Genomic DNA, 26076 nt, shown 5'->3' with positions numbered 1-26076 from the left:
ATATTATATAGAAGCATGTAAGCTGTGGATCTTTTTCTTTTGAAAAAAAACGAATGGCCATTCATTTTACCTCTATCGCATTTGAAAACGTTAAAATTGATAGTGGAGGGATACTATGTCAGCATTTTTAGGAGAGTTAATAGGGACTGCGTTGTTAATCTTACTTGGTGGCGGTGTTTGCGCTGGTGTAAGTTTAAAGAAATCGTTTGCGAAAGATTCTGGTTGGATTGTAATTACAATGGGCTGGGGCTTAGCGGTAGCGATGGCAGCGTATGCAGTTGGATCAATTAGTGGGGCACATTTGAATCCGGCTTTAACGATAGGACTTGCTTTTAAGGGAGCGTTCCCATGGAGTGACGTACCTATGTATATCGCAGCACAAATGATTGGGGCAATTATCGGGGCAGTTCTCGTATATTTACATTACTTACCACACTGGAAAGAAACAGAAGATCCAGGAACAAAGTTAGGCGTATTTGCAACAGGTCCAGCAATTCCGAACACATTTACAAACCTTTTAAGTGAAATGATTGGAACATTCGTTTTAGTATTTGGTATATTAGCAATTGGAGCAAATAAATTTGCAGATGGTTTAAATCCATTTATCGTAGGTTTCTTAATTGTAAGTATTGGTTTATCATTAGGTGGAACAACAGGATACGCAATCAACCCGGCTCGTGATTTAGGCCCGCGTATTGCACACTTCTTCCTTCCGATTGCAGGAAAGGGCGGTTCAAACTGGAAGTATGCATGGATTCCAGTAGTTGGTCCGATTCTAGGTGGATCACTTGCAGGATTATTCCATCAAGTTGTATTTGAAGGAAAACAAAATTCAGCACTTATTTATGTGATTATTGCAACTGTGATTGTACTAGCAATCTCTTATATGACAAGTAAAAAAAGTGAAACTACTACAAATAGTAGAAAAGTAGCATAGGGGGAAACTGATATGAAAAAATATATTCTTTCATTAGACCAAGGAACAACAAGCTCACGCGCAATTCTTTTCAATAAAGAAGGAAAAATCGTTCATTCAGCTCAAAAAGAGTTTACGCAACATTTTCCAAAGCCAGGCTGGGTTGAGCATAATGCACAAGAAATTTGGGGATCTATTTTAGCAGTTATCGCAACTTGCTTAAGCGAAGCAGATGTGAAGCCAGAACAAATCGCTGGTATCGGTATTACGAACCAACGTGAAACAGCGGTTGTATGGGATAAAACGACTGGAAAACCAATTTATAACGCAATCGTATGGCAATCTCGTCAAACAGTTGAAATTTGTGATGAGTTAAAAGAAAAAGGTTATAGCGAGATGGTTCGCGAAAAAACAGGTCTTTTAATTGACGCATACTTCTCTGGTACGAAAGTAAAATGGATTTTAGACAACGTTGAAGGTGCAAGAGAAAAAGCGGAAAACGGCGAGTTATTATTCGGAACAATTGATACATGGCTTGTATGGAAATTGTCTGGCGGGAAAGCGCACGTAACAGATTACTCAAATGCATCACGTACATTAATGTTTAACATTCACGACTTACAGTGGGATGATAAACTTCTAGACATGTTAACAGTACCAAAGAGCATGCTTCCAGAAGTACGTCAATCATCTGAAATATATGGAGAAACAATTGATTACCACTTCTTCGGTCAAAATGTACCGATTGCAGGTGTAGCTGGTGACCAGCAAGCAGCATTATTTGGACAAGCTTGTTTCGGTGAAGGTATGGCGAAGAATACTTATGGGACTGGTTGCTTCATGTTAATGAACACAGGCGAAAAAGCAGTAGCTTCTGAGCATGGCCTATTAACAACAATTGCATGGGGTTTAGATGGTAAAGTGAATTACGCATTAGAAGGAAGTATTTTCGTAGCAGGTTCTGCAATTCAGTGGTTACGTGACGGAATGCGCATGTTTAAAGATGCGAGTGAGAGTGAAGTGTATGCTAGCCGTGTTGAATCAACTGAAGGTGTATACATAGTACCAGCATTCGTAGGATTAGGTACACCGTACTGGGATAGTGAAGTACGCGGCGCTATGTTTGGTGTAACGCGCGGTACGACGAAGGAGCATTTCATTCGTGCAACGCTAGAATCTTTAGCATACCAAACGAAAGATGTACTATGCGCGATGGAAGCAGATTCAGGTATTGAACTGAATACATTACGCGTTGATGGCGGGGCAGTTAAGAATAACTTCTTAATGCAGTTCCAAAGCGATATGTTAGACGTTCCTGTAGAGCGTCCAGTGATCAGTGAAACGACAGCTTTAGGTGCAGCATACTTAGCTGGTCTTGCGGTTGGGTATTGGAAAAACCAAGATGAAATTAAAGCGCAGTGGAATATGGATAAACGCTTTACACCGGCAATGGAAGCGGAAACAAGCGAAGAGCTATATGCTGGATGGAAAAAGGCAATTGAAGCAACTAAAGCTTTCAAATAATCATAAACAGTGTTATAATGATGACAAGTTAATAATTCGGTAGGAGATTTGGAGAGACCACAACACGCTATAGAGGCGAAATCTATAGCGGAGTTCGTGGTCTCTTTTTTCGTTATCAAAGGGAGGAATTACCATGAAATTTTCAAGTAAACAACGTAAAGACGTATTAAACGGAGTAAATAAACAAGAGTTAGATGTGATCGTAATTGGTGGAGGTATTACTGGTTCTGGTATTGCATTAGATGGGGCAACACGCGGTTTATCAACAATTGTGTTTGAAATGCAGGACTTTGCAGCAGGTACATCAAGTCGTTCAACGAAACTTGTACACGGCGGTTTACGTTATTTAAAACAACTTGAAGTGAAAATGGTAGCAGAGGTGGGGAAAGAGCGTGCGATCGTATATGAGAACGGTCCCCATGTAACAACACCGGAGTGGATGTTACTTCCGTTCCATACAGGCGGCACGTTCGGGTCATTTAGTACATCAATTGGTCTTCGTGTATACGACTTCTTAGCAGGTGTAAAACGAAGCGAGCGCAGAAAGATGTTTAACCGTGAAGAAACGCTAAATAAAGAGCCTCTTGTAAAACAAGAAGGATTAAAAGGCGGCGGTTACTACGTAGAATATCGTACAGACGATGCGCGTCTTACAATTGAAGTAATGAAAGAAGCGATTGAACACGGTGCGAAAGCTGTTAACTACGCAAAAGTAGACAGTTTCTTATATAAAGATGGAAAAGTATGCGGTGTACGTGTAATCGATTTACTAGACGGAGAAGTGTACGAAGTTTACGGTAAGAAAATTGTAAACGCAGCTGGTCCTTGGGTAGATACACTTCGTGAAAAAGATAACTCTAAAAAAGGGAAAGTACTTCAATTATCAAAAGGTGTGCATTTAGTAATTGACCAAAAACGTTTCCCATTAGGGCAAGCGATTTACTTTGATACACCAGATAAACGTATGGTGTTCGCGATTCCTCGCGAAGGAAAAACGTACGTAGGTACAACAGATACGTTCTATGATAAAGACGCAGCTGTACCGCACATGACAACAGAAGATCGCACATACATCATTAATGCGATTAACTACATGTTCCCAAGCGTGAAAATTACGGAAAAAGATGTGGAATCAAGCTGGGCTGGTGTACGTCCGTTAATTTACGAAGAAGGTAAAAACGCATCTGAAATTTCTCGTAAAGATGAAATTTGGACTTCTGAATCTGGTTTAATTACAATCGCAGGTGGTAAATTAACAGGATACCGCAAAATGGCTGAAATGGTAGTAGACTACGTAACGAATCTATTACAAAAAGAAGGACATAGCGCATATCCGAAGAGCGATACGAAACATATGCCAATCTCTGGTGGTCATGTAAGTGGTTCACACGGATTCTCAGCATTTATCGCGAAAAAAGCAGGAGAAGGTACGAAATATGGTTTAACGACAGCTCAAGCTGAAGAATTTGCGAAATTCTACGGCTCTAACGTTGACGTACTGTTCGACTTAGCGAAAAAACATAAAGACGAAGCGAAAGAATACAACATGCCGTTAGATGTTCTTATCCCGCTTGTATACGCAATGGATTACGAAATGACAGCAAAACCAGTTGACTTCTTCGTACGCCGCAGAGGCGCTGTATTCTTCAACATCCACTGGGTATACGAGTGGAAAGAAGCAGTAATCAACTACATGGCTGCAAAACTAGGCTGGAGCAAAGAAGAGCAAATGAAATACACAGCTGAACTAGAAAAAGCATTAACAGACGCTGTAATTCCTGTAGATCAACAAGAACAAGCAGCTGCGTTAGCATAAAATAGAAAACCACCTGAAGGGGAGCCTTTAGGTGGTTTTTTTATGGGTTATTTTTCTAACTATGTTGCATAACGACATATGTTGTTATACGATGTATATAAGGGGGTGGTATTGTTGGACAAAGAAATCTTGAAGGGAAGTATAGATATTTTATTACTTTCTATCATTGCAAAACGTGATACATATGGATATGAAATAGCTCAAAGTTTAAAGGATGCAAGTGAAGATTTGTATAGTATGGGGCAGGGAACTTTGTATCCAGCTTTAAAGCGATTAGAAAAAAAGGAATTTCTTGAATCTTATTGGAATCAATCTGAGAATGGGATGAAAAGGAAATTTTATACTATTACAAGTAAAGGGAAAAAAGAATTGCAGAAGAAAGTGAACTCTTGGGAGCGTGTAACATCATTAATTCAAGCTTGTCAGAAAGGAGTTATTTATGAGTGAATTTGATGAGTATATTAAGTCCATTTTAGCTTATTCAGAACTTAGTAATATTGAGCAGGATGAGCTATTTCTAGAAATGTATGATCACTTGAACAGCTTGAAAGAAGAATATATGGAACAAGGTATGAACGAAAAAGAAGCGGTGTATAAAGCGATTCAAAGTTTTGGTGAATCAAAAGTTATTGGTTTAGGGATTAATCAATCGGTATACGAAGTTCCTAGGCCATTAAAGGTAGTATCAAAAATTTTATGTATTCCTTATATAATGATTTGTTTTATTGTCTTTTTAGGAGCGTTTATTTCAACTTCTACATTTGACTCTATTCGTAGTTTGACAGGTGGAACTGTCTATCGTCCTATTGAATTTTGGCAGCAATTTTTACATATATCTGATTTAGAAACGCTGTTACAACTTTTTGGAATAACACTTTGGCAAATTAAAGATTTTATTGCGCATCCGGGTCTATGGGGAAACTCAACTTATTGGTTAATCGTTTTACAACATATAATATTGTTAGTTCCATTTGGATTTTTCGTTCCAGTGTTGATTAATAAAGTGACTAACTATAAGAAAGCTTGTAAGTGGTATGTTATGGCCTTTCTTGCTTGGGAGTTATTACATTTACTAACTTTATCTGATGTTTTTGATGTGTGGCGGATTGCTATAAATATGATCGGTGCATCGATAGGATATCTTTTATTTATAAGCATGATACAAATGGATAATAAATTTAGGGTTATGCGCAAGAAGATATTTGAAAATTAACTTGCTATCATGTAGTTAAAATTATATAAATTTAGTTCGGTGGTAATAGAGTATCATTGAAAACATAGGTATTATGTAGTGAGCCGATTTTTTATACTCGTAATAGGTGTTGGTAGTTGTTTATTCATACTGTTATGAAATTGTTGTATAATCTGTCTTTATTGGCGCCATAAATGATGATAGCGTCGAAATGAAATACACAGCTGAACTAGAAAAAGCATTAACAGACGCTGTAATTCCTGTAGATCAACAAGAACAAGCAGCTGCGTTAGCGTAAAATAGAGAACCACCTGAAGGAGGAGCCTTTAGGTGGTTTTTTTATGGGCTATTCAGATGTTTGTGGATTCATTATATGACGTTTCTAGGGTGGGGCGTTTGAATCATAGCCATCTTTATAAGGGTGAAATTATTAAGAACGTAGAGATTGAATTGGATGATTATATGTGGGAATGTATCAATCCTAATATGGGCGGATGAAAATCAAACAAAAGTGTTAGTTAAATTAAAAAAGCAGTTAGCTTTTGCTAGCTGCTTCACTCCCTAGAGAGTGTCCGTTATATAATTTAGATAAAGATACTAGCTATTAAAAATATAGCTCCTATCAAAATTAGAGAATCAAATAAAATCAGGAACTGGCTTCTCTGTGGCTTTCGAAATTCCTTTATTAAGCTAAAAACTGCACTCATTCCGAAACAGATGTATAACAAAATCATTATTGTTTCTGACACACTTAACACTCCTAATATATTGATAATTTAATTATACAACGAAAAACAGATGCATGTAAGTTTTTGACAAAATTCTTATTTGGAGTGATTTTATAAATAGAATTTAATAAAAAAACCCCTATCCTTAATAAGGATAGGGAAATGGTATAACAGCTTTTAGGAAGCTTATATTTAATATACTAAAAGAGTAAAAAAATGTATTTATGTAAAATTTGGTAATTATTGTTGGTGAAATGAAAACAAAATTGTTGTTTGAGAGGAAGGTAGAATAATGGGATATTCCACGAGGCAAATTCGATGTAATTGCGGAAGCGATGGCAAATGACCTGCAATTTATAGATAATCTACTTAATTTTACGGATGATCACTTTGAAACATTTGCAGACAACTACTGGGACGGATTTTAAAACAAAAATGCTATTTTAGTAGGAAGAGGAGAATATGAAGCCGAGAGTTAGACTATAATGGCGTGTATAAAACTTGAAATAAAGGTTTAACAAAACGGTATGAACATTACTATCCGTATTTTTTTATGTATTTATAAAACTTTTCCATACAGTGCGTCGTCTAATATATGGGAAGGAGGAAATGATGTGGATGAATTAACGGTAGAAGCGTTTGAAATAGAAGATAAGGAGGACCTTATCGACGAAATAATGAACAAGTATGGACAAGAAGTCTTACAGCTTGTGTACTCATATGTGAATAATAAAGAAGTTGCGGAGGATTTAACGCAAGATATATTTGTGAAATGCTATAAATCTCTGCATACATATAAAGGAAAATCGAATGTGAAAACGTGGTTGTGGAGAATCGCGATTAATCATTGTAAAGACTACATAAAAAGTTGGTATAACAAAAAGGTAATCGTGACAGAGGATGAGTCTACGTATATTGGGAGTCAAAAAGAAAGTGTTGAACAAACTGTTATTCAAAATGCAGAGGACCGTAGGCTGGCTTCTGCAGTAATGAATTTACCGATAAAATATCGAGAAGTCATTTATCTATTTTATTATGAAGAATTATCAATTAAAGAGATTGCGATTGTAATAGAAGTGAAGGAAAATACGATAAAAACTAGACTGAAAAAAGCGAAGGAGCTTTTGAAGAAAGGATTGGAGGAATAATCAAATGGAAGATCGATTAAAAGGCTTGCGAAAATCAATGGAGAACACAACTTTTAAACATTTGAGTTTTTCTGATCAGCATCGAAAGCGGGTACGTGAAAAAATCAATCAATCGTCCGAAAAGGAAGAAGATATCCTTTTAGCAGTGTTGCAACTTCTTATGAATGAAAAAACGGGTTATGAATTGATGCAGTTACTGAGGGGGAGAGGGATTCAAAAATTCGAAGGCGATGAAGGGTCTCTATACACTTTATTACATCGTCTAGAACAGAATCGCTTTATCCAATCTAGCTGGGATCACGCGGGAGCTAAATATTATCAATTAAATGATAAAGGAAACAAGATGCTGCGAAAGGCAGAGAAGAATGCTACGAAGGCACGATTTATATTAAAAGGCTTAGTACAGGAGTGAGGCGGAATTGAATAAAAAAGGGGAGCGTTTTTTAACGGAAGTTACCAATCATATTAAATCAAAAGAAGCAAAGAGCTTTGTGGCAACTGAACTAGATTTTCACATGAAACAGGCGAAGAATATGTGGATTGAAAAAGGGTTAAGTGAGGAAGTCGCTGAAAATAAAGCTGTGGAACAAATGGGAAGTCCGATTAAACTTGGCCGGGAACTTAACAAACTGCATAAGCCAAAGGTTGATTGGTTCCTTATTATTTTATTAGTAGCTGCTATGGGGCTAGGATTTTTGCCGGTTATAGCTTTTGGATATATGAATGATCTACTAATGAATAAGGTGATATCTGTTATTCTCGGTATTGCAACAGCTGTAGGGATGATGCTGATCGATTATCGGAAGTTAGAGAGATTTGGATGGTTGTTTTATACAATTGGGGTACTGATCTTGTTAATGCTATATTGTTTTCCGAACGCTTGGATAACTGGGGAACCAATAATAAAAATTGGTCCTATTGCAATTGATCGTTTAATGGCAGTACCGTTCTTTTTTCTAGCTTGGGCTTCTTTTTTCAATAACAATAGATTGAAAGTTAGGTATCTTGTAGTGCTGTATTTATTTTCTTTGTATTTATTCTTAATTGGCGCAGCTTTTTCAGTGATTTTTATTTATATCACGATGTTATTCGTTATGCTTTGGTGGAGTAAGTTAGGAAAGAAAACGGCATTAATTATTACAATTGTACCAATTTGTTTATTGATTATAAGGGCGTCTTTTTCCTGGCCCTCAGTAAAAGGATATCATTTGGATAGATTTTTAGGGTATTTGAATCCAGAGCGTGATGCACATGGCGCAGGATTTATGTATATACGTTTAAAAGAGGTAATGTCGTCAGCAGGTTGGTTTGGTACATATGGAGATGTAAAGCTCATCCCTAATCCAGATACTGATTTTGTATTTGCAAGTTTGACTTATTATTATGGATATGTGCTTGCACTGGTCCTTGTCTTAATTCTTTCTCTTTTTGTAGCAAGATTAATGGTCATATCTTATAAAATAAATGATCGATATGGTAAATTGCTTCTCGTGGGAGGAATGACTCTTTTTGTAGTTCAGTTCATTTATAACGTGGGCATGATTCTAGGCCTATTACCGATTGCTGCTATATCCTTACCTTTTATTAGTTATGGATTAACACCAACTGTATTTCATGCACTATTAATAGGAGTCGTGTTAAGTGTTTATCGACGTAAAGATCTTTCATTTAGAAGAAAAGAAACACCTTGATGATTATATAAGTTGTTTGTAAAAGAATTCAGTAGTATGTAGAGGGTTATGAAAAATAACCCTCTTTTTATGTTGAAATAAGTGAACTCGCTTCAATAGAGGTACATAATTCAGAACGAGAAAGTGTTTCGGCTAATTGTTGTAAATATAAGTGCTCTTCCGCGTCTTTTTCGGAAGTGTTAGGATCTAATAAAGGTGAAGATAGAAGTACATCAAGCGTAAGTATGTCTGCATCATGAGAAGTGATGTTATAACCCGCAAAAACAGGTCGTTTTAAGTCTTTTACTTTTTGAATCATCTTATGGAAATTCGTAACACTTATATTGATATGGGCTAATGGAAAGCATTTTTGGTTAGGATTCTCGATGGTTTTTCTAATTTTATAGTCATAAACGTAATAGTACTTTTCTTGTTCTTCTAGTTCTTGTAACTTTCTCGTTAATAAGTGGTATTCGTCTGTAAGTCCAGTTGTGAGAGCATCGTGTTCTGTGCCAACTAATAAAGTGAATGGTCTTGGTGATGAAATTGAAATGGTGCGGACGTTTAGGTCGATAAAAGTGGGATTAGATTGTAAAATGGTATGTAATTTTTGGGCAGGAAACACGCCATCATAAATAGCGATAAAATAATGATTCATCTTTTCACTCCTTAATTTTTTCTAAAATGATATATTCTATTTTTAAGTTGTAAGTCCTGCATAAAAAAGAAACACCTTGATTTATATCAAGGTGTAATAAGTTCAAAACTTTCCAAATCAGCCCCGGTTACAAAAGGACTAACCTCACCAACGCTATAAAGCTGCAATTCATGCATCGCGCGCGTACAAGCAGTGTAGAACAATCTACGAAGGCTTGCATCACTGTACACATCTTTAGAGGCATTGTAAATAATAACAGCATCAAATTCGATACCCTTCGCTAAATAAGCAGGAATAACGACAATGCCTTGCTCATACTCAGCAGAGTTACTTTTCACAAGTTTAATATTCTCGATATGGCTGAGTGCTTCGTAGGCAACGGCACTCTCGGCTGCGGATTTACATATAATTGCGATCGTATTGTGCTGTTGTTTTTGTAATTCAGCGACTTTGGCAGTAATATGTTCATGCAGTTCGTTGTAATCAGAAACTTTCGTTACTGTAGGTTTCTCGCCGTCACGTTCAAAGGCGTTAATGTTCTTTCCTTCCGGTACGAGATAGCGTGTAAATTCAATAATCGGTTTTGTTGAGCGATAGCTACGAGTTAAGTTGATGCCGTTTGTTTCGTCTGGCCCGTATAAGCTAGTAAGTGTATTGAAATTAACCGTTTCCCTCGCATGAGCGAATATCGCTTGGTTAAAGTCTCCGAGTACCGTCATTTTTGCTGCAGGGAAGAGACGTTTTAAAAACTCGAATTGAAACGGAGAATAATCTTGTGCTTCGTCTACGAGTACGTGTTTAATGGATCTGTTTGTTTGGAAGCCTTCAATTAATTCTTTTAAAAGTAAAAATGGAGTCGCATCCTCGTAATATAGCTTTCCTTCATCAAGCATGTTTACTGTTGATGAGCAAATGTCGTCCCATTCTTTAGGTTTTTCTTCAGTAACCCATGATGAATTTGTGAAGAGTTGTTTATATATTCCTGTGAAATTGATGAAGCGTAGCGTTTGAACGCCTTTACGCAATGGCTTTAATTTTTTGCGGACAATCATACGTCCGAGTACTTTCGTTTCTTTCTCATAATCATTAAAGGAATTGTCGTCAAACTCTCCTTTTTTCTGTAAGTATTTATAAGCCTTTTGATATTCATCTTTACTAAGTAATTCAATTTCTTCTTCTACCCAAGGTTTTTTCAGTTCTGTTTTTTCGATTGTATCTATTTGTTTATTTAGCCAATCCGTTAACTTCTCGATTCTATTATGGAAGCGGAGGGAGGAATCAGTATTATAAAATTGCTCTTTAATTTCTTTAGCAGAGGCAATCAGTTTTCCTCTAAATTTCATTCCTCTAAATAACATGCCTGAAGATTCAAGAGATTGTCTGTACGTTCTAATCATATCGAAAAATTGAGTAGATGCTTTAAATCGAATGCTCGCATTTCTAGTTTTATAGGCAGGGCTATTCGTTTCAGTTAGCATATATTCTAGTTGCTCATAAGGATCTTCAACGTCAAATGACTTGCTTAGTCTATGGTTTAAATATTCCTGGAATGTAACTTGCTGCATATTCTCTTCACCGAGTTCTGGCAATACGTTAGACACGTAGCTGTTGAACATGGAGTTAGGGGAGAAGAGAATGATTTGATCCGCTTTTAGCCATTCGCGATATTTATATAGTAAGTAGGCGATTCGCTGCAATGCAGCTGATGTTTTACCACTACCAGCAGCGCCTTGAACGATAAGTAGTCGCCCTTCATCGTGACGGATAATTTCATTTTGCTCGCGCTGGATAGTAGCAACAATACTTTGCATATGTTTGTTTGTACCTTTTCCGAGCGCTTGTTGCAGGATTTCATCTCCAATTGTGAGGCTCGTATCGAACATGGAATCAATCTCGCCATTTTGAATAATATATTGTAATTTTTTCTCCACATTGCCGTGGATTACGCCTCCTGGTGTACTGTACTCAGCTGGTCCTGGTGGATAATCGTAGTAGACACTTGAAATGGGTGCGCGCCAATCGTATATAAGAAAGTTTTCTCCGCTTGCATCGGTAAGGGTAGCCACCCCGATATAAATTTGTTCTGCACCAACTTCTCCTTCTTCTTTGAAATCGATTCGTCCGAAGTAAGGTGCTTTATGCATACGGCGTAGTGCGGCAAGTCGATTAAAGGTGTGCTTATGGGTAATTTGTGTTACGGCTAGTGACTGAGCTTGTTGTCTTAAGTTGATAACTGTTTCAAGATAATCGTCAAAAGTATCAGTGTTAACTTTTACATCATCCCAGAAGTGTTTGCGAATGTTGATTACTTCTGCCCGGCGTCTGCCAGTTTCGCTTTCCAGTTTATCAATTTGCTCCGTAATCGTTTCTATTACGGTATCCAAGCGTTTTTGCTCTTGATCAAGTTTTTTGTTCATACGGTAAGCACTCCTTTAAAAGTGAAAAATAGAGGTTGACTGAAAATAGATTTTGTTGTACAATTAAGATACGGATAAATACATTCTCTTATTTTTTAAGAATGCGTTTCTGTACTAATTTAACATAGTTCTTGAATTTAATCAATGATAATAAGATAAACCTTGGTTCCGCATGTGGTGGAATCGAGGTTTTTTGTTGTCTTTTAAGAGGGAAGAGCGATCATTGTCAGTTTTTGTCGGTAAGTCGATATAATTGAAAAATCGCTGATATAATTAGATCCGCAGCTGATTGATCCGGAGAACGGATCATATAATTTCATTTACCGAATCTGAACGTAATGTAACGCAAGGAGAGGGCATACAAAAAAAGCTCGGGCTTAGCCCGAGCTTTTCATTATTTCTTTTCGTCTTTTTTAGCGTCAGCTTTTGGTTCTTCGAAAAGATCTTTCAAATCTTTATCGTCAACTTTTACGTCAGCTTTTTTGATTTCTTTCATCATAAGATCGTTCATGAATTGAGCATCTTGTGCTTTCTTTTGAACTAGTTCTTTTTTGATGTCGCCTTTTACTTCATCAAATGGTTTTTGTTCTTTAATATCTGTTACTTTAATGATGTGGTAACCGAATTGTGATTTTACAGGTTCGCTTACTTCATCTTTTTTCATTTTATAAGCTGCGTCTTCGAATTCTTTAACCATTTTACCAGCTGTAAAGTAGCCAAGGTCTCCGCCTTTTTCTTTTGAACCAGTATCTTCAGAGTATTGTTTCGCTAACTCTTCGAAAGATTTACCTTGTCCAAGCTCTTCTTTAACCTTTTTCGCAGTAGCTTCATCTTTTACAAGAATGTGGCTTGCTTTAATTTCAGGCTTGTAGTTTTCTTTTAGTTCTTTATCAGTGATTGTTTTTTCAATCGCTTGTTCTTGAGCTAATGAAGCGCGAACGCCATTTTTAACTGTTTCTTCTTTAAGACCTTGTTGTTTCATTAGTGTATCGAATTGGTCACCGACTTGCTTTTTCATTTCATCGTACTTTTTGTCCACTTCTTTGTCATCGACTTTGTAGTTTTTAATAAGTACTTTTTCCATAACCATGTTATTTAGTACTTGTTTACCAGCTGTTTGTTTCATTTGAGTGTAGAACTCTTCTTTAGTGATGTCACCAGCTTTAGATGTAACAACTTTGTCTGATGATGATGTTCCACATGCTGATAATGCGATTACACTTGTTGCGGCTAAGGCAAGCATAGCTTTCTTCATTCAATAAACACTCCTACTATTATGTATTTTTAATTTATCCCGTACAAATGAAGAAACGCCTTATGATAGGTTATTTTCGTTCATAAGAACCTGATTAAGTCTCACTGATGTCCTTTGCTTTTTTAATATGTAAAAGCACGCTTAACAGGGCTTACCTAGGCTTTAGGATAAAGTTTAGATGCGTGTCGTTTATTTCATAGTATAAGCAATATGTACAAAATTTAATATATCATATTTCGACGAGTTTTCCTATTGATAAAGAAATTTTAACCAGTTTGTGTCAGATTTTGAAAGGGTACCATATTGGGCGAATGCCGCATATATAGAAAAGAGGAGGGGATGGGGGATGAATTCTCAACTTATTTTATTACTTGTACTGTTTATTTTATTGGTTATAGTAGGTATAATTTGCTTATAGAGGAAAAAAATGAGGAAGGGGCTTTCCTTCCTCACTTTCCATGAAATATAATTTCTATATAACTAGAAATTAATAGAATGGTAATACATACATTAATAACTCGAAAGACACCGGGCTGGCGGCTCGCAGATATTTGTTTTCGCTCACACAGTGTATGTGTCATGAAATTCGTGTAAAATATAACAAGAAGTGCGAATGCAACAAAAACAACGGTTATAAGAGTCATGAGGCGAGACCTCCTTTTGGCTAAAATACATATACTTTATATATTGTATCATACGATATTTTGTTCGTGTTACAAAATTCAGAAATAGAAGACTTTGTGTTAGGAAGCGAGGGAGAAAATGGACGTTGTAAGAAGACTAGAACAAGCTGAATATTACGTAGACCTACTATTTAAAATGATTGATGAAGAAAAGTGTCCATTTTATTCTTTAATCATAAAGAAAAAAGCTCGTAAAAAAGACATTGAACGTATACTAAAACTTTGTGAAAAACTGAACGAACAATATGTAGTGGAGAAAGCAGAAGGCCTTCTATTGTTTGATGCGCTATTAGATCAATTTGAAAAAGCGCTTCCACATCAGCTCGAAGTACACGAAACTGCGGAAGCGCTAGCAAAACAAGGTTTATTTAAGCCACTTATGAATGAATTCTTACGCATGATTGCGAAAAAATAAATAGATTATTTCTTAACTAACTTTTGATCGGATTCCGTAAAGTTCTCCTCGATATCTTCTAATGATTTCTCAAAAATATCGATGAAGTCTTGTCCGTAAATATTACGAAGGATTGCAATCAGTTCGATATTTTCTGGGAACTTACCGTAAAAATTACGAAGTTCAAGTGCCCCATTAAAAACAGAATTATTTTCAGGATCATACTCCTCCATTAAGCAAAGTAGTAATTCTTCCCCTTTGTCTGTAATTTCAATGTACGTATTTCGTTTATCATCTTCTTTTTTTGAGAATACAAGATAGCCGCGTTCTTCAAGTTTTTTAGAGAAGTTAAACGCTGTTGAGACGTGCATAACTCCAAATTTAGCAATCTCAGAAATAGAAGCCCCTTTTAAATGATAAGCGATGGTTAAAATGTGATGCTCATTAATGTTTAAATCGTAAGGTTTAATCCACTGTTGCCAATCTTTCTCTACGCATTTCCATAACGCTTTCGATAATTGAGCAATACGTTGGCTGAAAATCATCGCTTCTTTTACCGAGTAATTTTTTTCTCCACTTTTCATTTACTCACCCACTTTAACATTCTTTTTTCATTATTATCTATTATGCCAGTAAAATAAAAATTAATAAAGTCTTTTTGTGAGAATTGTGAAAATTTTTCGGAAAAACAACATTCTATACAAATCATGCATAACTATGGAAGCGTTTTATGAGTCAAGAATACATGTGTTTTCTTTACATGTTAAGAGATAACATATATTGTAAATGCATAAAAACACGGCATATCTATGTGATATGCCGTGTTAAGGTCAATTCGTGTGAAAAATATTTGTTATATGCAAAAAACTAAGCAGGAATATGTTTACGCTTTTTCTGGAACGGCTTCTTGTAGTTTCTCAATTGACTTTTGAATGTCTAAAATTTCTTTTTCAATATGTCGTTTGTTTTGAGAAATATCTTGTTTCCAGTTAGAAAGCGTGTCTTGCATATCGTCTTTTAGTTCTTGAAATACTTCTTTACCTTCTGAAGCAGTTTCAACGATTTGGCGCTTTAATAATTTTGTATCAGCTGTAATATCAGCTAAAGTCTTTTTAATATCAGTTCCTTTTTCTTTCAGCTTACCGCGCATAGCTTTACCAGAAGAAGGAGTTGAGAAAAGAACGGCTATTCCAGCAACTGCTCCGCCGCAAAGTACACCTGTAATAAAGGATTTAGCTTTTGACATAAAAGGAAACCTCCTTATTTTTCGTTCGTATTCATGATGTATAAAAGTGTGCATATCTTTAAGACAAGGGGAAGAAAAGTGAGTTTTCTCTCTTGTACATGCTATGCACAAAAAATCATACCTCCGGCATTCTTTGTGAAGAAACAAGCCATACAATAAATGCCAGAGGAATCGGCTTGTTATGTATTACTTCTTATTATAGTGGCACTATTTCACACTATTTGCAATTGTGCTTGCGATGTTTTGTAAATTTTCCATTGTATATTCATTTTGGTGTGATTTCCAAACAGCACCGAAACCATCGTTTTCACCGTAGCGTGGAATTAAATGAAGGTGGAAGTGGAATACAGTTTGTCCAGCTTTCTCGCCGTTATTGTTAAGTAGGTTGAAGCCAACTGGATTAAATTCTGCTTTCATTGCATTTGCGATTTTTGGAACGACAGCAAAAATATGTGATGCGATTTCTGGCGTTAACGCAAAAATGTCTTGTTTGTGAACTTTCGGAATAACAAGAGTATGTCCTTTTGTTACTTGACTAATATCTAAAAATGCAAGTACATGTTCATCTTCGTATACTTTTGAGCAAGGGATTTGCCCGTCAATGATTTTACAAAAAATACAATTGTCCGCTGTATGATTCATCGATCTCATCCTTTCAAATAGTCTTAGCCGTATTTTACCATAATTACATAGGAGAACAAACACGAAAAACAGGAAGCTGACTCAGCTTCCTGTTTTCTGAAGAGGGATTGAAAAAGCATTTTTTTATAATTTACGGTTCGCAGACACCTCATTTATATAAGAAATGCACGGTAAATCGGCTAAAGTTTCTGCCGTAGACACCCCATTTTCAAGTGAAATGAATTGCAATCTTTTTAAAAATGAAATTGTTTATTTTTTAAAACAGTATATGCTCTTTCGGAGACACCCCGTTTCGAAAATGAAACAAATTATCTGGTTATGTGTAAATTTCATTGTCCAATTTGGACACCCCATTTCATGATGACTTCACTATGTTGTTGTACTCATCAATTGGTGGTTGCTTTTTCAAGTGTGTTCCTTCTTCACTAATTATGATGTCCGCTTTCGTAAAAATATATGCGAAGAAATTTAAATTTTTTTTTAAGACATCGATACTATGTAGTACAGCGCCATTTTTGGTAAGATGAATGTAGAATGAATACTAATGAAGAAAGTGGTGTCGTATGAGCGAGTTATTGCGTGTAGAAAATGTTACAGGAGGATATACGAAACGACCTGTACTGCAAAATGTTTCGTTTTCTGTTAATAAAGGCGAACTTGTCGGCTTAATCGGTTTAAATGGAGCCGGGAAGAGTACGACAATTAAACATATCATCGGTTTAATGGAGCCGAAAAAAGGAACTGTCACAATTAACGGGAAAACAATTCGTGATGATATGACAGCGTACCGTTCTAGTTTTTCTTTCATTCCAGAAACGCCAGTATTATATGATGAGTTAACGTTAGAAGAGCATTTGAAATTAACAGCGATGGCGTACGGTGTAGATGAAAAACAGTACGAAGAACGTGTAGGACAACTATTACAAGAATTTCGCATGAAAAATCGCTTGAAATGGTTTCCGTCTCATTTCTCAAAAGGGATGAAACAAAAAGTGATGATTATGAGTGCATTTTTAGTTGAACCATCACTTTACATTGTGGACGAACCTTTCGTTGGGCTTGATCCGTTAGCGATTCAATCACTCCTTCAAATGATGGATCAAATGAAAAAGAGTGGTGCGGGCATCTTAATGAGTACACATATTTTAGCGACAGCAGAGCGCTATTGCGATTCATTCATTATTTTGCATCAAGGTGAAGTGAGAGCGAAAGGAACGTTGGCTGAATTGCAATCACAATTTAACATGCCTGGTGCAACGTTAGATGATATTTACATTGCATTAACAAAGGAAGAAGATTATGAATAGCACAGCGTTATGGAAAGAACGATTTCGGCACTTTCTAAAAGAAGTTCGTACATATAGTAAATACGTATTTAATGATCATTTGAAATTTATTTTCGTATTTATCATCGGCGCAGGAGCGTATTATTACCAGCAATGGTTACAAACGTTAACACCATCGTTTCCGACAGCGGTCGTTATGGCAGTTTTACTTGGCCTCGTATTAACAGCCGGATCCATACAAACGCTATTAAAAGAAGCGGACCTTGTGTACTTGCTGCCAGTTGAAGAAAAGTTAAAGCCTTACTTTACAAAGGCATTTCTCTTTACGTTTATGATTCAGTTATACATAATCGCAATGGTAGCCGCTGCGCTTGCCCCGTTATACTTCCAGCAAATGAAGCAAACAGGAGCGGCTTACATATGGATTGTAATCGCGTTCGTCATTGTAAAAGCGTGGAATTTATTCGTAGCGTGGGAAAAATCATTTTTAACAGATCAAAGCGTTCAAAAAGCAGATTGGTTCATTCGCTTTATCTTAAACGGCTTATTTGTGTACGTCCTTGTAGAACGTACTTCAGTCATTTTTACCGGTGTAATTGTTTTTCTTATGGCGCTATACCTTGCTGTTATGCATCAAAAGGTGAAGGGAAAGCCGCTAAACTGGGAGTATTTAATTTCTGAAGAAGGTAAAAAAATGATGCTGCTGTACCGCATTGCGAATATGTTCGTTGATGTACCAGCGTTAAAAGAGAGAGTATCACGTAGGAAATGGCTTGATTTCATTCTTTCGATAATTGGTGAGAACCGTACATATTTATACTTATATACGAGAACGTTTTTAAGATCAGGTAACTATTTCGGCTTATATATGCGTTTACTCGTTCTTGGAGGAGTCATTCTTTACTTCATCCCATTTTTATATGGACGTTTTATCGTAAGTCTTATTTTCTTATACTTAATCGGCTATCAGCTATTAACCCTTTGGAAACATCACCGCATGAAAATTTGGCTTGATTTATATCCAGTAGGGGTAGACGAGAAGAAGAACGATTTTCTTACTTTATTAAATGCGATTCTCATCATCGGTAGCGTTGTATTTACAGTTATATTTGCACTTGCGACGAAAGATTTCATAATGACCGGCATTTTATTTGTCGTAAGCATATTATTTAGTATTGGTTTCGTTTATCAATACGGTGCGAAACGCATTGAACGTTTAAACTGAAGGGAATGAACCTATGATTACATATGAAGAGAAGGTTATAAAAGAATTGGAGCAGTGGAAAGCTACATTCATGAAAGATTCTTCTATGATGACACGGTTCTCTAAAAAAGTGCAGGTAAAAGTGCAACAACTAGTGCCGGCGAAAGTGCAAAAGGTACTAACAGAAACGATTCGGATGATGGTACAAACAATTAGTGCTGGATCAAACTTCATAAAACCGAAGCTAAAAGAAACGAACTGGTCACTGCAAAGACGAGACGATGAAGTACGTAAAAAAATGGATGAGTACAAAAAAGTCGCAGCGGCAGAAGGAGCAGGAACGGGAGCAGGTGGTATTCTCCTCGGTCTTGCTGATTTTCCGCTTCTACTTACCATTAAAATAAAATTTTTATTTGATGCAGCAACATTGTACGGATTTGATACGAGTAAAAAAGAAGAGCGCCTTTTTATTCTTCACGTTTTCCAACTTGCTTTTTCGAGTGATGACCATAGAAAAGAAGTATGGAAAGCAATTGAAACGTGGGATACAGAAGAAGAAAATCATATGGACTGGGAAAAGTTCCAAACAGAATACCGAGACTATATTGATTTAGCAAAAATGCTTCAGCTTGTCCCGATCATCGGTGCCCCGGTCGGCGCGTATGCGAACTATCAATTATTGCAAAGGCTTGGGGAAGTGACGATGAATTGTTATCGTATGCGCTTGCTTAATAGAAATTAATTTGCTTTATAAAAAAGAAGGCATCCTAACTTACACATTTAGGATGCCTTCTTTTTTATTTATATTTATTATTCCCTGACGAATGAAGGAATGGAGCGCAATCCCTATAATATATTTACGGAAATCTTATTAAACCATAACAATATCTTTACCACCTCTAATCAATTACTTATAAGTGGGGTCTCGCCACATCGCCATCAACTTAAGAAATTGGCATTTCCCCATATCGAAAAAAATGAGCTGAATTATTATAAATAACTCTGGAAAGATAAAATTTTCATTTTGGGGATACTTCAAAATATTAGCTTGGTGGACATAGGTATCACCACATGTCCATGGATTAAAGAAAAGAGCCTATTATTAAACTGTACCCTACTCTTTGGGTCGGAAGAGGTGCTATAGATGAATGTAAAGACATATAGGGCTCAAGTGTTTTCTTGGTCTAAGGAGACCAAGGTAGAAATAGTAGAACTCATTTCCGCCGGCATAGGTATGGCCGGACCTGTTCTGTTCGCCACAGTTCTAGGCTATCCCGCTCTGGGTTTTGCTGCATCGGTCGGCAGTTTGGCAGTCAGTAGCGTGAAAGTCGGTTCGAGTTTTATAAATCACGGGAAAAAGTTGGCATCAGCGCTGCTATCAGTAGTGCTCGCTGCGATTGCTGCTGTTCTCTCTTTCGGACATGGCTATCTGACATTTGGAGTCTTGATCCTGCTGGTAAGCCTTGCTGCGTTAATTGGCGGATATAGTCGTACCTTGGCGGTGGCAACAACACGCTTTGTCGTATTCCTGATCATCATCCTCAACATGGTCGACCAGACGGAGTACCGGATGGAACTAATTTTTTCAATCTTAGCAGGGGCGATTTGGACCGTCAGTATCAGCTTGGTGCTAGGCATCTGGGTACACCGTTGTTATAAATCATCGCTGGATGGAGATGTGAAAGGGCCAACATCGAAAAAAATCATTCTATGGCGGAATTCTCTTGCACACCTATCCGGTTGGCAATTCCCAATCAGGCTCGCATTATGTCTAGGTATAGCTGAGGGATTGCGAATACTTTGGCCCGAGCACCACTTCTATTGGATTGCAATTACCGTAGCGATCCTTACTCAGCGGAAAATAGAACTCTTTCCAATCAAAACAACACAACGAGTGCTTGGTACAGTAATCGGCGTGATTGTTGCGAGCTTGCTTCTCGCAACTAGTCTACCAATTTGGGGGTTAGTTATAAGTATCGGGCTATTCGCAGGTGTTCGACCTCTTCTAAAGGTTCGAAATTATCTTGTATACTCTGCAACCATGATCCCGCTCATTATTTTGATCATGGAAGCCGGCAAGCCGTTCCAGTTTATCATTCTGTTCGACCGTGTATTTGCAACCCTTATCGGTGCAGTCATCGTGATTGCAGTGAACTTGATATTCAGTAGAGCGATGGCGAAATCAGTGTAAAGGTGGTTATCTAGCCAAAGATGCTTTACTTGGAATATAGTTTGATTAAATTAACTTAATAAACCTTGATAAAAGAGCAAATAAAAAAAGCGTGGTTCGAAAAAAGATTGTTCAAAACACGCTTTTTCTATATTCAATTAAATCATCCTTTTATTAAACTTTGTTTCATGGCCACAAAATGACATCTAAAAGTTAGACACGTTATTTCATTAGGAAGCTTCTTGGGCATGGGTCCGGTATTGTACGAGGGCTCATGCCTTTTAGTTTTGCCTTTGCTGTTGTGTATTTTATATTGTGGATCCATTGACAGTTCCTTTTGCGTCTATAGTAAATCCTAATCTTGCATCTACAGATGCCTACAACATTATTATCCTGCCAATATGGAGAATCATAGAAACATAGGTTGTCCACTTTAGACACAACACGTTTTCCTACATTTAAATTGTTTCGTTCCAATCGACTGCAAAATGAACGAATACGTTTCTCCTTGTCTCACCAGATTTCTTGGATTTAAAGCCATTTTCCCTTTTAGGGTGATATAGTCCTTAAGTCTTGTTAAACCTGTGCAATTACGGTTGGAATTTCATGCTGTTTGACACATATCCCCAGGCTATCTGGAAATGATAAAAGATGAGGTGACTGACATGAAGGATAAAATATTAGAATTAGTACCAGGATCGGTAAAAAAATTACTCCAGAAAAAAGTTAAAGATGAAAACCGATGCATCATTGATTTGGTTGTGGATGATGCAACTGCTTATGGATTTGAACCGGAGCAAGTAGTCCCCTGTATCATGGCGGGTTATTATGTTTATGAATCCACCACCTATCCCAGTGAAATGGAGGAAGAATGGAAGCTGAACTTGGTTTTTCATGCGGCCAATCGCTCGGCAATGAAGCTTCTGTCTTATGGGAAGTATAAAGCGAAACAATCTGAAAGTGGATGGATGAGATATACAAATCCATAAGGTTTACTTAACATACACTAACTAGCTTGGTGAGCATGAGGCACCGTCACATGCCCATCAACCTGAGATTTTGAAATAGCACCAAGTATTTTGGTGAAAAAAAGAAACATTTAAGTTCCTAATGACATTTTTCTAATGTAAGTTATAACATTGCCTAAACAACAACTACCTTGTGGATTGTTTACTTCACAACCACATCGGTTTTCTCTTATGTTTTCGCGAATAAGCTCTACTGGATTAGGAGTAAGTCCATTTTTCACATATTGTTTAATTTTTTTTAGTTCTTGAATTTTACGTTGGATGTCCTCTAATTTAAGAACAGTGAAATCATATATGTCACCGCATTTTGCTTCATTGCGATCGACCATTTGTATCGAATGGTCTCCGTGTTAACGCCACACTTTTCAGCCAGTCCTCCAATAAGATATTGCATCTATCGCACCTCATATAAAGTATAAACCCTGTACCATAGTACAGGGTCAAGGAAAGTATTATTTACTATATTATCGATCTACTTTCTTAAAATAAACTGTCATTATTCAATAAGTCTTATTCAACAATATGGTCCGATTGCGAAATTCTAAAACTACATTTAGAGCGATTAACCTTTATCACCACGTAACTCTTTACTACAACGTTTTACAAAAAACGCTGTTATTAAAATAATAATTCCTATACTCAAAACAAGTAATTGATCGAGTGCAATCACATCACGAAAAATCCAACGAGAAACAAAACCGAAGCTAGACATGCACACACATATAAAACCAAAATAATTTAACCATCTATGTACATTTTTCATTCTTTCCCCTCCTAAAACTACATTTTATCATTCCCTCCTGTTTTTGGGTGTGAGTGCTGGCTAGTCGTGTGGCGATACCCCATGCCCATCAAGATAAGGTCTTTAAGTACCCCCTAAACAAAATTTTTAATTTTTTTACAGTTATTTATGTGAATTCAACTCGTTTTAGGAACAATGCATTTTTTAAGTTGATGGCTATGCTCAAATTTGAGAGTCTTTTTTTTGCTATTTCTATTCATATTTTTTTGTTTTTTACCAATAATATACAGATAAGGTGAATTTGTTTATAAAGCTACTTGAGCTTACTTTACTGTATTTAGGGGTGCAAATATGAAAGTATCAATATTTATTACTTGTGTTGCAGATGTTTTTTATCCAGAAGTAGGAAGAGATGTTGTGGAAATTCTTGAAGATTTAGGGTGTGAAGTGGATTTTCCTAAAACTCAAACTTGCTGCGGACAACCAGCTTATAATAGCGGGTATGTTAAAGAAACAAAAACAGCTGCAAAACATATGATTGAAGCCTTTGCTAGTTCAGAATATGTTGTGGCACCATCGGGCTCTTGCGCTATGATGGTTCACGAGTTTTCTAGCTTATTTTCTGAAAGTGAAGCGGAGTGGAAGAAAAAAGCTACTGAACTTGGAAATAAAACATATGAGTTCACACAATTTCTTGTGGAAGTATTAGGGAAAGAAGACTTAGGTGCGGAGCTTCATAAAAAAGCAACGGTTCATACATCTTGTCATATGAGCCGATTAATGGGGATTAAGGAACCACCGCAAAAATTATTAAAATGTGTAAAGGGACTGGAAGTTGTTTCACTGCCGCATAATTATGATTGCTGCGGATTTGGGGGTACATTCTCAGTGAAAATGCCAGAAATTTCTGAGCAAATGGTTGAGGAAAAAGTAAAGCATATTATGGAAACCGGTGCGGAAGTGTTAATTGGGATGGATTGTAGCTGCTTAATGAATATAAAAGGACGTTTAACACGCAATGGTTATCCAATTGATGTAAAACATATTGCTCAAGTATTAAATGAAGATCGAAAACAAGGGGGGATATAGAGATGGGAATGAAAATTGGGAACGATCCCTTTCATAAGCGTACTAAAACAGGCATTGGGGATCCATTTATGCGACAGGCTGTCAGGAAAGCGCAAGATGGTCTTAGAATCAAGAAATTAAAAGCTACTGAGAGTCTTGGAAACTGGGAAGAATGGCGAGCTTTAGGAGAAGAAATTCGAAAGCATACATTAGAAAACCTTGATTATTATTTATATGAGCTGAGTGAAAATATCGAGAAAAACGGTGGTTTTGTTTATTTCGCAAAGACTGCAGAAGACGCAAGGGAATATGTAAAAGGGATTGTAAAAAAGAAAAACGCGAAAAAAATTGTGAAATCAAAATCGATGGTAACGGAAGAAATCAGTTTAAATGAAGCGATTGAAGAAGCTGGAGCGGAAGTGTTAGAAACAGATCTTGCTGAATTTATTCTACAAGTGAACGACCACGATCCGCCGTCACATATTGTTGTTCCGTGTCTTCACAAGGATAAAGAACACATTTGTGAAATATTTAAAACAAAGTTAGATTATACGGGAACATCTGATCCGACGGAAATGGCGAGGTTTGTAAGATCGTATATACGTGATGATTTTTTTGCAGCGGATATAGGGGTGACTGGATGTAACTTTGCTGTTGCAGAGTCTGGGTCAATTTCTATCGTAGCGAACGAAGGAAATGCAAGGCTTACTACGACACTTCCGAAAACGTTGATTACAGTTATGGGGATGGAACGTATTGTTCCGACATGGGAAGAGCTTGATGTTTTAGTAACACTACTCTGCCGAAGTTCTGTAGGACAAAAGTTAACAAGTTATATTACAGGGTTAACTGAGCCTGGCGGGACAGATGGACCTGAGGAATTTCATTTAGTCATTGTTGATAATGGTCGTTCCGATATTGTAGGAACAGAATTCCAAAGTGTCCTTCAGTGCATTCGTTGCGCGGCATGTATTAATGTGTGTCCTGTATACAGGCATATTGGTGGACATGCATATGGCTCTATTTATCCAGGACCAATCGGAGCTGTGTTAACACCGCTTTTAGGGGGATATGATGAATATAAGGATTTGCCTTATGCATCTAGCCTTTGTGGTGCTTGTACAGAAGCGTGTCCAGTGAAAATCCCGTTACATGACTTATTAATTAAACACCGCAGCCGCATTGTAGAAGAAAAACAATCACCTGTAGCTTGGAACGTGGCTATGAAAGGTTTTGAAAAAGCGGTGAAGAGTCCTAGACTATTTTCTTTTGCAGCGAAGAGCGCTCCGTATGCATTAAAACCTCTCGCAAAAGGAGATAAGATTGAGCGCGGCATTGGACCGTTAAAAGCTTGGACGGACGCGAGAGATTTTCCAGTTCCGAAAAAACAACCGTTTCGAGAGTGGTTTGAAAAACACGTAAAGGAGAACGATGATGGCCATCCAAAATCGTGAGGAATTTTTACTCCAATTATCAGAAAAGCTTGGTAGAAAACGTCCAGAAGCAGTGAAGAAACCGAAATGGTCTTTTTCCCCGCAGTGGAATGTTTTTGACGGACTTTCGCAAGACGAACTTGTATTAAAGTTAATAGAGCACTGCGAAGTAATTCATACAGAAGTAAAGCGAACAACAACGGAAAATCTTGTTGAAACATTGGGGTCTTGTATAAAAGAATGGAATATCAAATCTGTTATATGTTCGAATGATGAGCGCTTTAATGAGTATGGTCTTACGCCATGTTTCAGCAATGAAGGTACAACACATTTTCGTACATGGGGATTAGATCATAAAGAAGAGGACATAGAATTTGCGAAAGCTGCCGACCTTGGCATTACGTTCAGTGATATGACTCTGGCAGAATCTGGAACCGTTGTGCTATTTAATGATGGGTTAAAAGGAAGACATGTTAGTCTGCTTCCAGAGTCATATATTGCAATCGTTCCTAAAAGTACGATTGTACCAAGATTAACCCATGCTACAAAACTGATTCATGATCAAAATAAAGCGGGAGAAAAACTGCCCGCTTGTGTGAATTTCGTTTCTGGTCCGTCAAATAGCGCGGATATTGAAATGAACCTTGTCGTAGGTGTACATGGGCCAATTAGAACAGCCTATATTATTGTGGATGATCAATAATGATTTACATGTGCGACAGAGCACGAAATATAGCTGAAGCATTATAAGAATACTGAAAATAGAAAGCGCTGGCTGTTAAATATAACCGGGGCTTTTTATTTTGTGTGCCCTTATTGGTGAAGAAACCTTAAGAAGGAAAATTTTAATCTGTTT

Annotated in this window: 26 protein-coding genes and 2 pseudogenes; 18 read left to right on the top strand and 10 right to left on the bottom strand. The window is 37.0% G+C overall.

Going from position 1 to position 26076, the window contains the following annotated elements:
* Positions 1-115: 115 nt before the first annotated feature.
* The 9 genes from glpF (at position 116) to AB3X48_RS02230 (ending at position 9015) form a co-directional block, all read left to right on the top strand.
* Positions 116-937, top strand: a complete 822-nt coding sequence (glpF, locus tag AB3X48_RS02270; protein WP_002159020.1) for a glycerol uptake facilitator protein GlpF — start codon at positions 116-118, stop codon at positions 935-937.
* A gap of 12 nt (positions 938-949) precedes the next feature.
* Positions 950-2440 carry a glycerol kinase GlpK gene (gene glpK, locus AB3X48_RS02265; RefSeq protein ID WP_002159019.1) on the top strand — a complete coding sequence of 497 codons (1491 nt, stop codon included), beginning with the start codon at positions 950-952 and terminating at the stop codon, positions 2438-2440.
* 133 nt (positions 2441-2573) lie between these two features.
* Positions 2574-4256: an aerobic glycerol-3-phosphate dehydrogenase gene (glpD, locus tag AB3X48_RS02260; RefSeq protein WP_002202891.1), complete on the top strand. Its 1683-nt coding sequence runs from the start codon at positions 2574-2576 to the stop codon at positions 4254-4256.
* 114 nt (positions 4257-4370) lie between these two features.
* Entirely contained in the window at positions 4371-4703 is a 333-nt protein-coding gene (locus AB3X48_RS02255) for a PadR family transcriptional regulator (protein WP_016104079.1), read from the top strand.
* Positions 4696-5469, top strand: a complete 774-nt coding sequence (locus AB3X48_RS02250) for a VanZ family protein (protein WP_016104080.1) — start codon at positions 4696-4698, stop codon at positions 5467-5469. The genes AB3X48_RS02255 and AB3X48_RS02250 overlap by 8 nt, the downstream gene beginning before the upstream one ends.
* A gap of 309 nt (positions 5470-5778) precedes the next feature.
* Positions 5779-5946, top strand: coding sequence for a hypothetical protein (locus tag AB3X48_RS02245; protein WP_016104081.1), 168 nt, complete (start codon positions 5779-5781; stop codon positions 5944-5946).
* An 844-nt stretch (positions 5947-6790) separates the two neighbouring features.
* A complete protein-coding gene (locus tag AB3X48_RS02240; protein WP_016104082.1) occupies positions 6791-7324 on the top strand; it encodes a sigma-70 family RNA polymerase sigma factor in 534 nt (177 codons plus the stop codon).
* A 4-nt stretch (positions 7325-7328) separates the two neighbouring features.
* A complete protein-coding gene (locus AB3X48_RS02235; RefSeq protein ID WP_002159014.1) occupies positions 7329-7736 on the top strand; it encodes a PadR family transcriptional regulator in 408 nt (135 codons plus the stop codon).
* A gap of 7 nt (positions 7737-7743) precedes the next feature.
* On the top strand, positions 7744-9015 hold the full coding sequence (locus tag AB3X48_RS02230) for an FtsW/RodA/SpoVE family cell cycle protein (protein WP_016104083.1): 1272 nt from the start codon (positions 7744-7746) through the stop codon (positions 9013-9015).
* A gap of 67 nt (positions 9016-9082) precedes the next feature.
* On the opposite strand, the gene AB3X48_RS02225 is transcribed toward AB3X48_RS02230, so the two are convergent.
* The 4 genes from AB3X48_RS02225 to AB3X48_RS02210 form a co-directional block, all read right to left on the bottom strand.
* On the bottom strand, positions 9083-9652 hold the full coding sequence (locus AB3X48_RS02225; protein ID WP_016104084.1) for a hypothetical protein: 570 nt from the start codon (positions 9650-9652) through the stop codon (positions 9083-9085).
* An 86-nt stretch (positions 9653-9738) separates the two neighbouring features.
* On the bottom strand, positions 9739-12069 hold the full coding sequence (gene helD / locus AB3X48_RS02220) for an RNA polymerase recycling motor HelD (RefSeq protein WP_016104085.1): 2331 nt from the start codon (positions 12067-12069) through the stop codon (positions 9739-9741).
* Positions 12070-12463: 394 nt separating this feature from the next.
* A complete protein-coding gene (prsA, locus tag AB3X48_RS02215) occupies positions 12464-13324 on the bottom strand; it encodes a peptidylprolyl isomerase PrsA (protein WP_088098780.1) in 861 nt (286 codons plus the stop codon).
* Positions 13325-13773: 449 nt separating this feature from the next.
* A complete protein-coding gene (locus tag AB3X48_RS02210) occupies positions 13774-13968 on the bottom strand; it encodes a hypothetical protein (RefSeq protein ID WP_000172692.1) in 195 nt (64 codons plus the stop codon).
* Positions 13969-14086: 118 nt separating this feature from the next.
* Here AB3X48_RS02210 and AB3X48_RS02205 point away from each other — a divergent pair, with 118 nt between their 5' ends.
* A complete protein-coding gene (locus AB3X48_RS02205) occupies positions 14087-14422 on the top strand; it encodes a DUF1878 family protein (RefSeq protein WP_002150076.1) in 336 nt (111 codons plus the stop codon).
* A 5-nt stretch (positions 14423-14427) separates the two neighbouring features.
* Here the strand turns inward: AB3X48_RS02205 and AB3X48_RS02200 are convergent, their stop codons facing one another.
* The 3 genes from AB3X48_RS02200 to AB3X48_RS02190 all read right to left on the bottom strand — a co-directional run bounded on the left by AB3X48_RS02200 (position 14428) and on the right by AB3X48_RS02190 (position 16289).
* The gene (locus AB3X48_RS02200) at positions 14428-14985 is read right to left on the bottom strand and encodes an HTH-type transcriptional regulator Hpr (protein ID WP_002159009.1); all 558 of its coding nucleotides are present in this window, start codon (positions 14983-14985) and stop codon (positions 14428-14430) included.
* A gap of 299 nt (positions 14986-15284) precedes the next feature.
* The gene (locus AB3X48_RS02195; RefSeq protein WP_002159008.1) at positions 15285-15647 is read right to left on the bottom strand and encodes a YtxH domain-containing protein; all 363 of its coding nucleotides are present in this window, start codon (positions 15645-15647) and stop codon (positions 15285-15287) included.
* A 207-nt stretch (positions 15648-15854) separates the two neighbouring features.
* Positions 15855-16289 (bottom strand): HIT family protein, encoded by a 435-nt coding sequence (locus tag AB3X48_RS02190; RefSeq protein WP_001016832.1) that lies wholly within the window; start codon positions 16287-16289, stop codon positions 15855-15857.
* 563 nt (positions 16290-16852) lie between these two features.
* On the opposite strand from AB3X48_RS02190, the gene ecsA reads away from it, so the two are divergent.
* The 4 genes from ecsA (at position 16853) to AB3X48_RS02170 (ending at position 20970) form a co-directional block, all read left to right on the top strand.
* On the top strand, positions 16853-17596 hold the full coding sequence (gene ecsA / locus AB3X48_RS02185; protein ID WP_033710448.1) for an ABC transporter ATP-binding protein EcsA: 744 nt from the start codon (positions 16853-16855) through the stop codon (positions 17594-17596).
* Complete coding sequence (locus tag AB3X48_RS02180) at positions 17589-18800, top strand: ABC transporter permease (protein WP_070128071.1); 1212 nt, start codon at positions 17589-17591, stop codon at positions 18798-18800. Before ecsA ends, AB3X48_RS02180 begins: the two co-directional genes overlap by 8 nt.
* A gap of 13 nt (positions 18801-18813) precedes the next feature.
* Positions 18814-19521, top strand: coding sequence for an ecs operon protein EcsC (gene ecsC, locus AB3X48_RS02175; RefSeq protein WP_002030211.1), 708 nt, complete (start codon positions 18814-18816; stop codon positions 19519-19521).
* 402 nt (positions 19522-19923) lie between these two features.
* Positions 19924-20970, top strand: a complete 1047-nt coding sequence (locus AB3X48_RS02170) for an FUSC family protein (RefSeq protein WP_016104088.1) — start codon at positions 19924-19926, stop codon at positions 20968-20970.
* Positions 20971-21112: 142 nt separating this feature from the next.
* On the opposite strand, the pseudogene AB3X48_RS02165 reads toward AB3X48_RS02170, so the two are convergent.
* Positions 21113-21405, bottom strand: a pseudogene (locus AB3X48_RS02165) (hypothetical protein); the annotation flags it as partial.
* 209 nt (positions 21406-21614) lie between these two features.
* Between AB3X48_RS02165 and AB3X48_RS02160 the strand changes: the two are divergent.
* Positions 21615-21938 carry a hypothetical protein gene (locus tag AB3X48_RS02160; RefSeq protein ID WP_088098781.1) on the top strand — a complete coding sequence of 108 codons (324 nt, stop codon included), beginning with the start codon at positions 21615-21617 and terminating at the stop codon, positions 21936-21938.
* Between the two features lie 110 nt (positions 21939-22048).
* On the opposite strand, the pseudogene AB3X48_RS02155 reads toward AB3X48_RS02160, so the two are convergent.
* Together AB3X48_RS02155 and AB3X48_RS02150 are read right to left on the bottom strand one after the other, a co-directional pair.
* Positions 22049-22216, bottom strand: a pseudogene (locus tag AB3X48_RS02155) (bacterioferritin-associated ferredoxin); the annotation flags it as partial.
* A gap of 323 nt (positions 22217-22539) precedes the next feature.
* Positions 22540-22740 carry a hypothetical protein gene (locus tag AB3X48_RS02150; protein ID WP_002158997.1) on the bottom strand — a complete coding sequence of 67 codons (201 nt, stop codon included), beginning with the start codon at positions 22738-22740 and terminating at the stop codon, positions 22540-22542.
* A 330-nt stretch (positions 22741-23070) separates the two neighbouring features.
* Between AB3X48_RS02150 and AB3X48_RS02145 the strand changes: the two genes are divergently transcribed.
* From AB3X48_RS02145 to AB3X48_RS02135, 3 genes are read left to right on the top strand one after another with little or no spacing between them, the layout of a single operon-like run.
* A complete protein-coding gene (locus tag AB3X48_RS02145; protein WP_002158996.1) occupies positions 23071-23808 on the top strand; it encodes a (Fe-S)-binding protein in 738 nt (245 codons plus the stop codon).
* Between the two features lie 2 nt (positions 23809-23810).
* Positions 23811-25241 (top strand): LutB/LldF family L-lactate oxidation iron-sulfur protein, encoded by a 1431-nt coding sequence (locus AB3X48_RS02140; RefSeq protein WP_016104090.1) that lies wholly within the window; start codon positions 23811-23813, stop codon positions 25239-25241.
* A complete protein-coding gene (locus AB3X48_RS02135; RefSeq protein ID WP_088098783.1) occupies positions 25222-25923 on the top strand; it encodes a LutC/YkgG family protein in 702 nt (233 codons plus the stop codon). The genes AB3X48_RS02140 and AB3X48_RS02135 overlap by 20 nt, the downstream gene beginning before the upstream one ends.
* Positions 25924-26076: the final 153 nt, after the last annotated feature.

It is taken from the genome of Bacillus sp. S4, from assembly GCF_040838205.1.
In the GTDB taxonomy this organism is placed as follows: domain Bacteria; phylum Bacillota; class Bacilli; order Bacillales; family Bacillaceae_G; genus Bacillus_A; species Bacillus_A cereus_U.
Note: the sequence above shows the minus strand (reverse complement) of the source record. Positions and strands in the feature narration are given on the sequence as shown.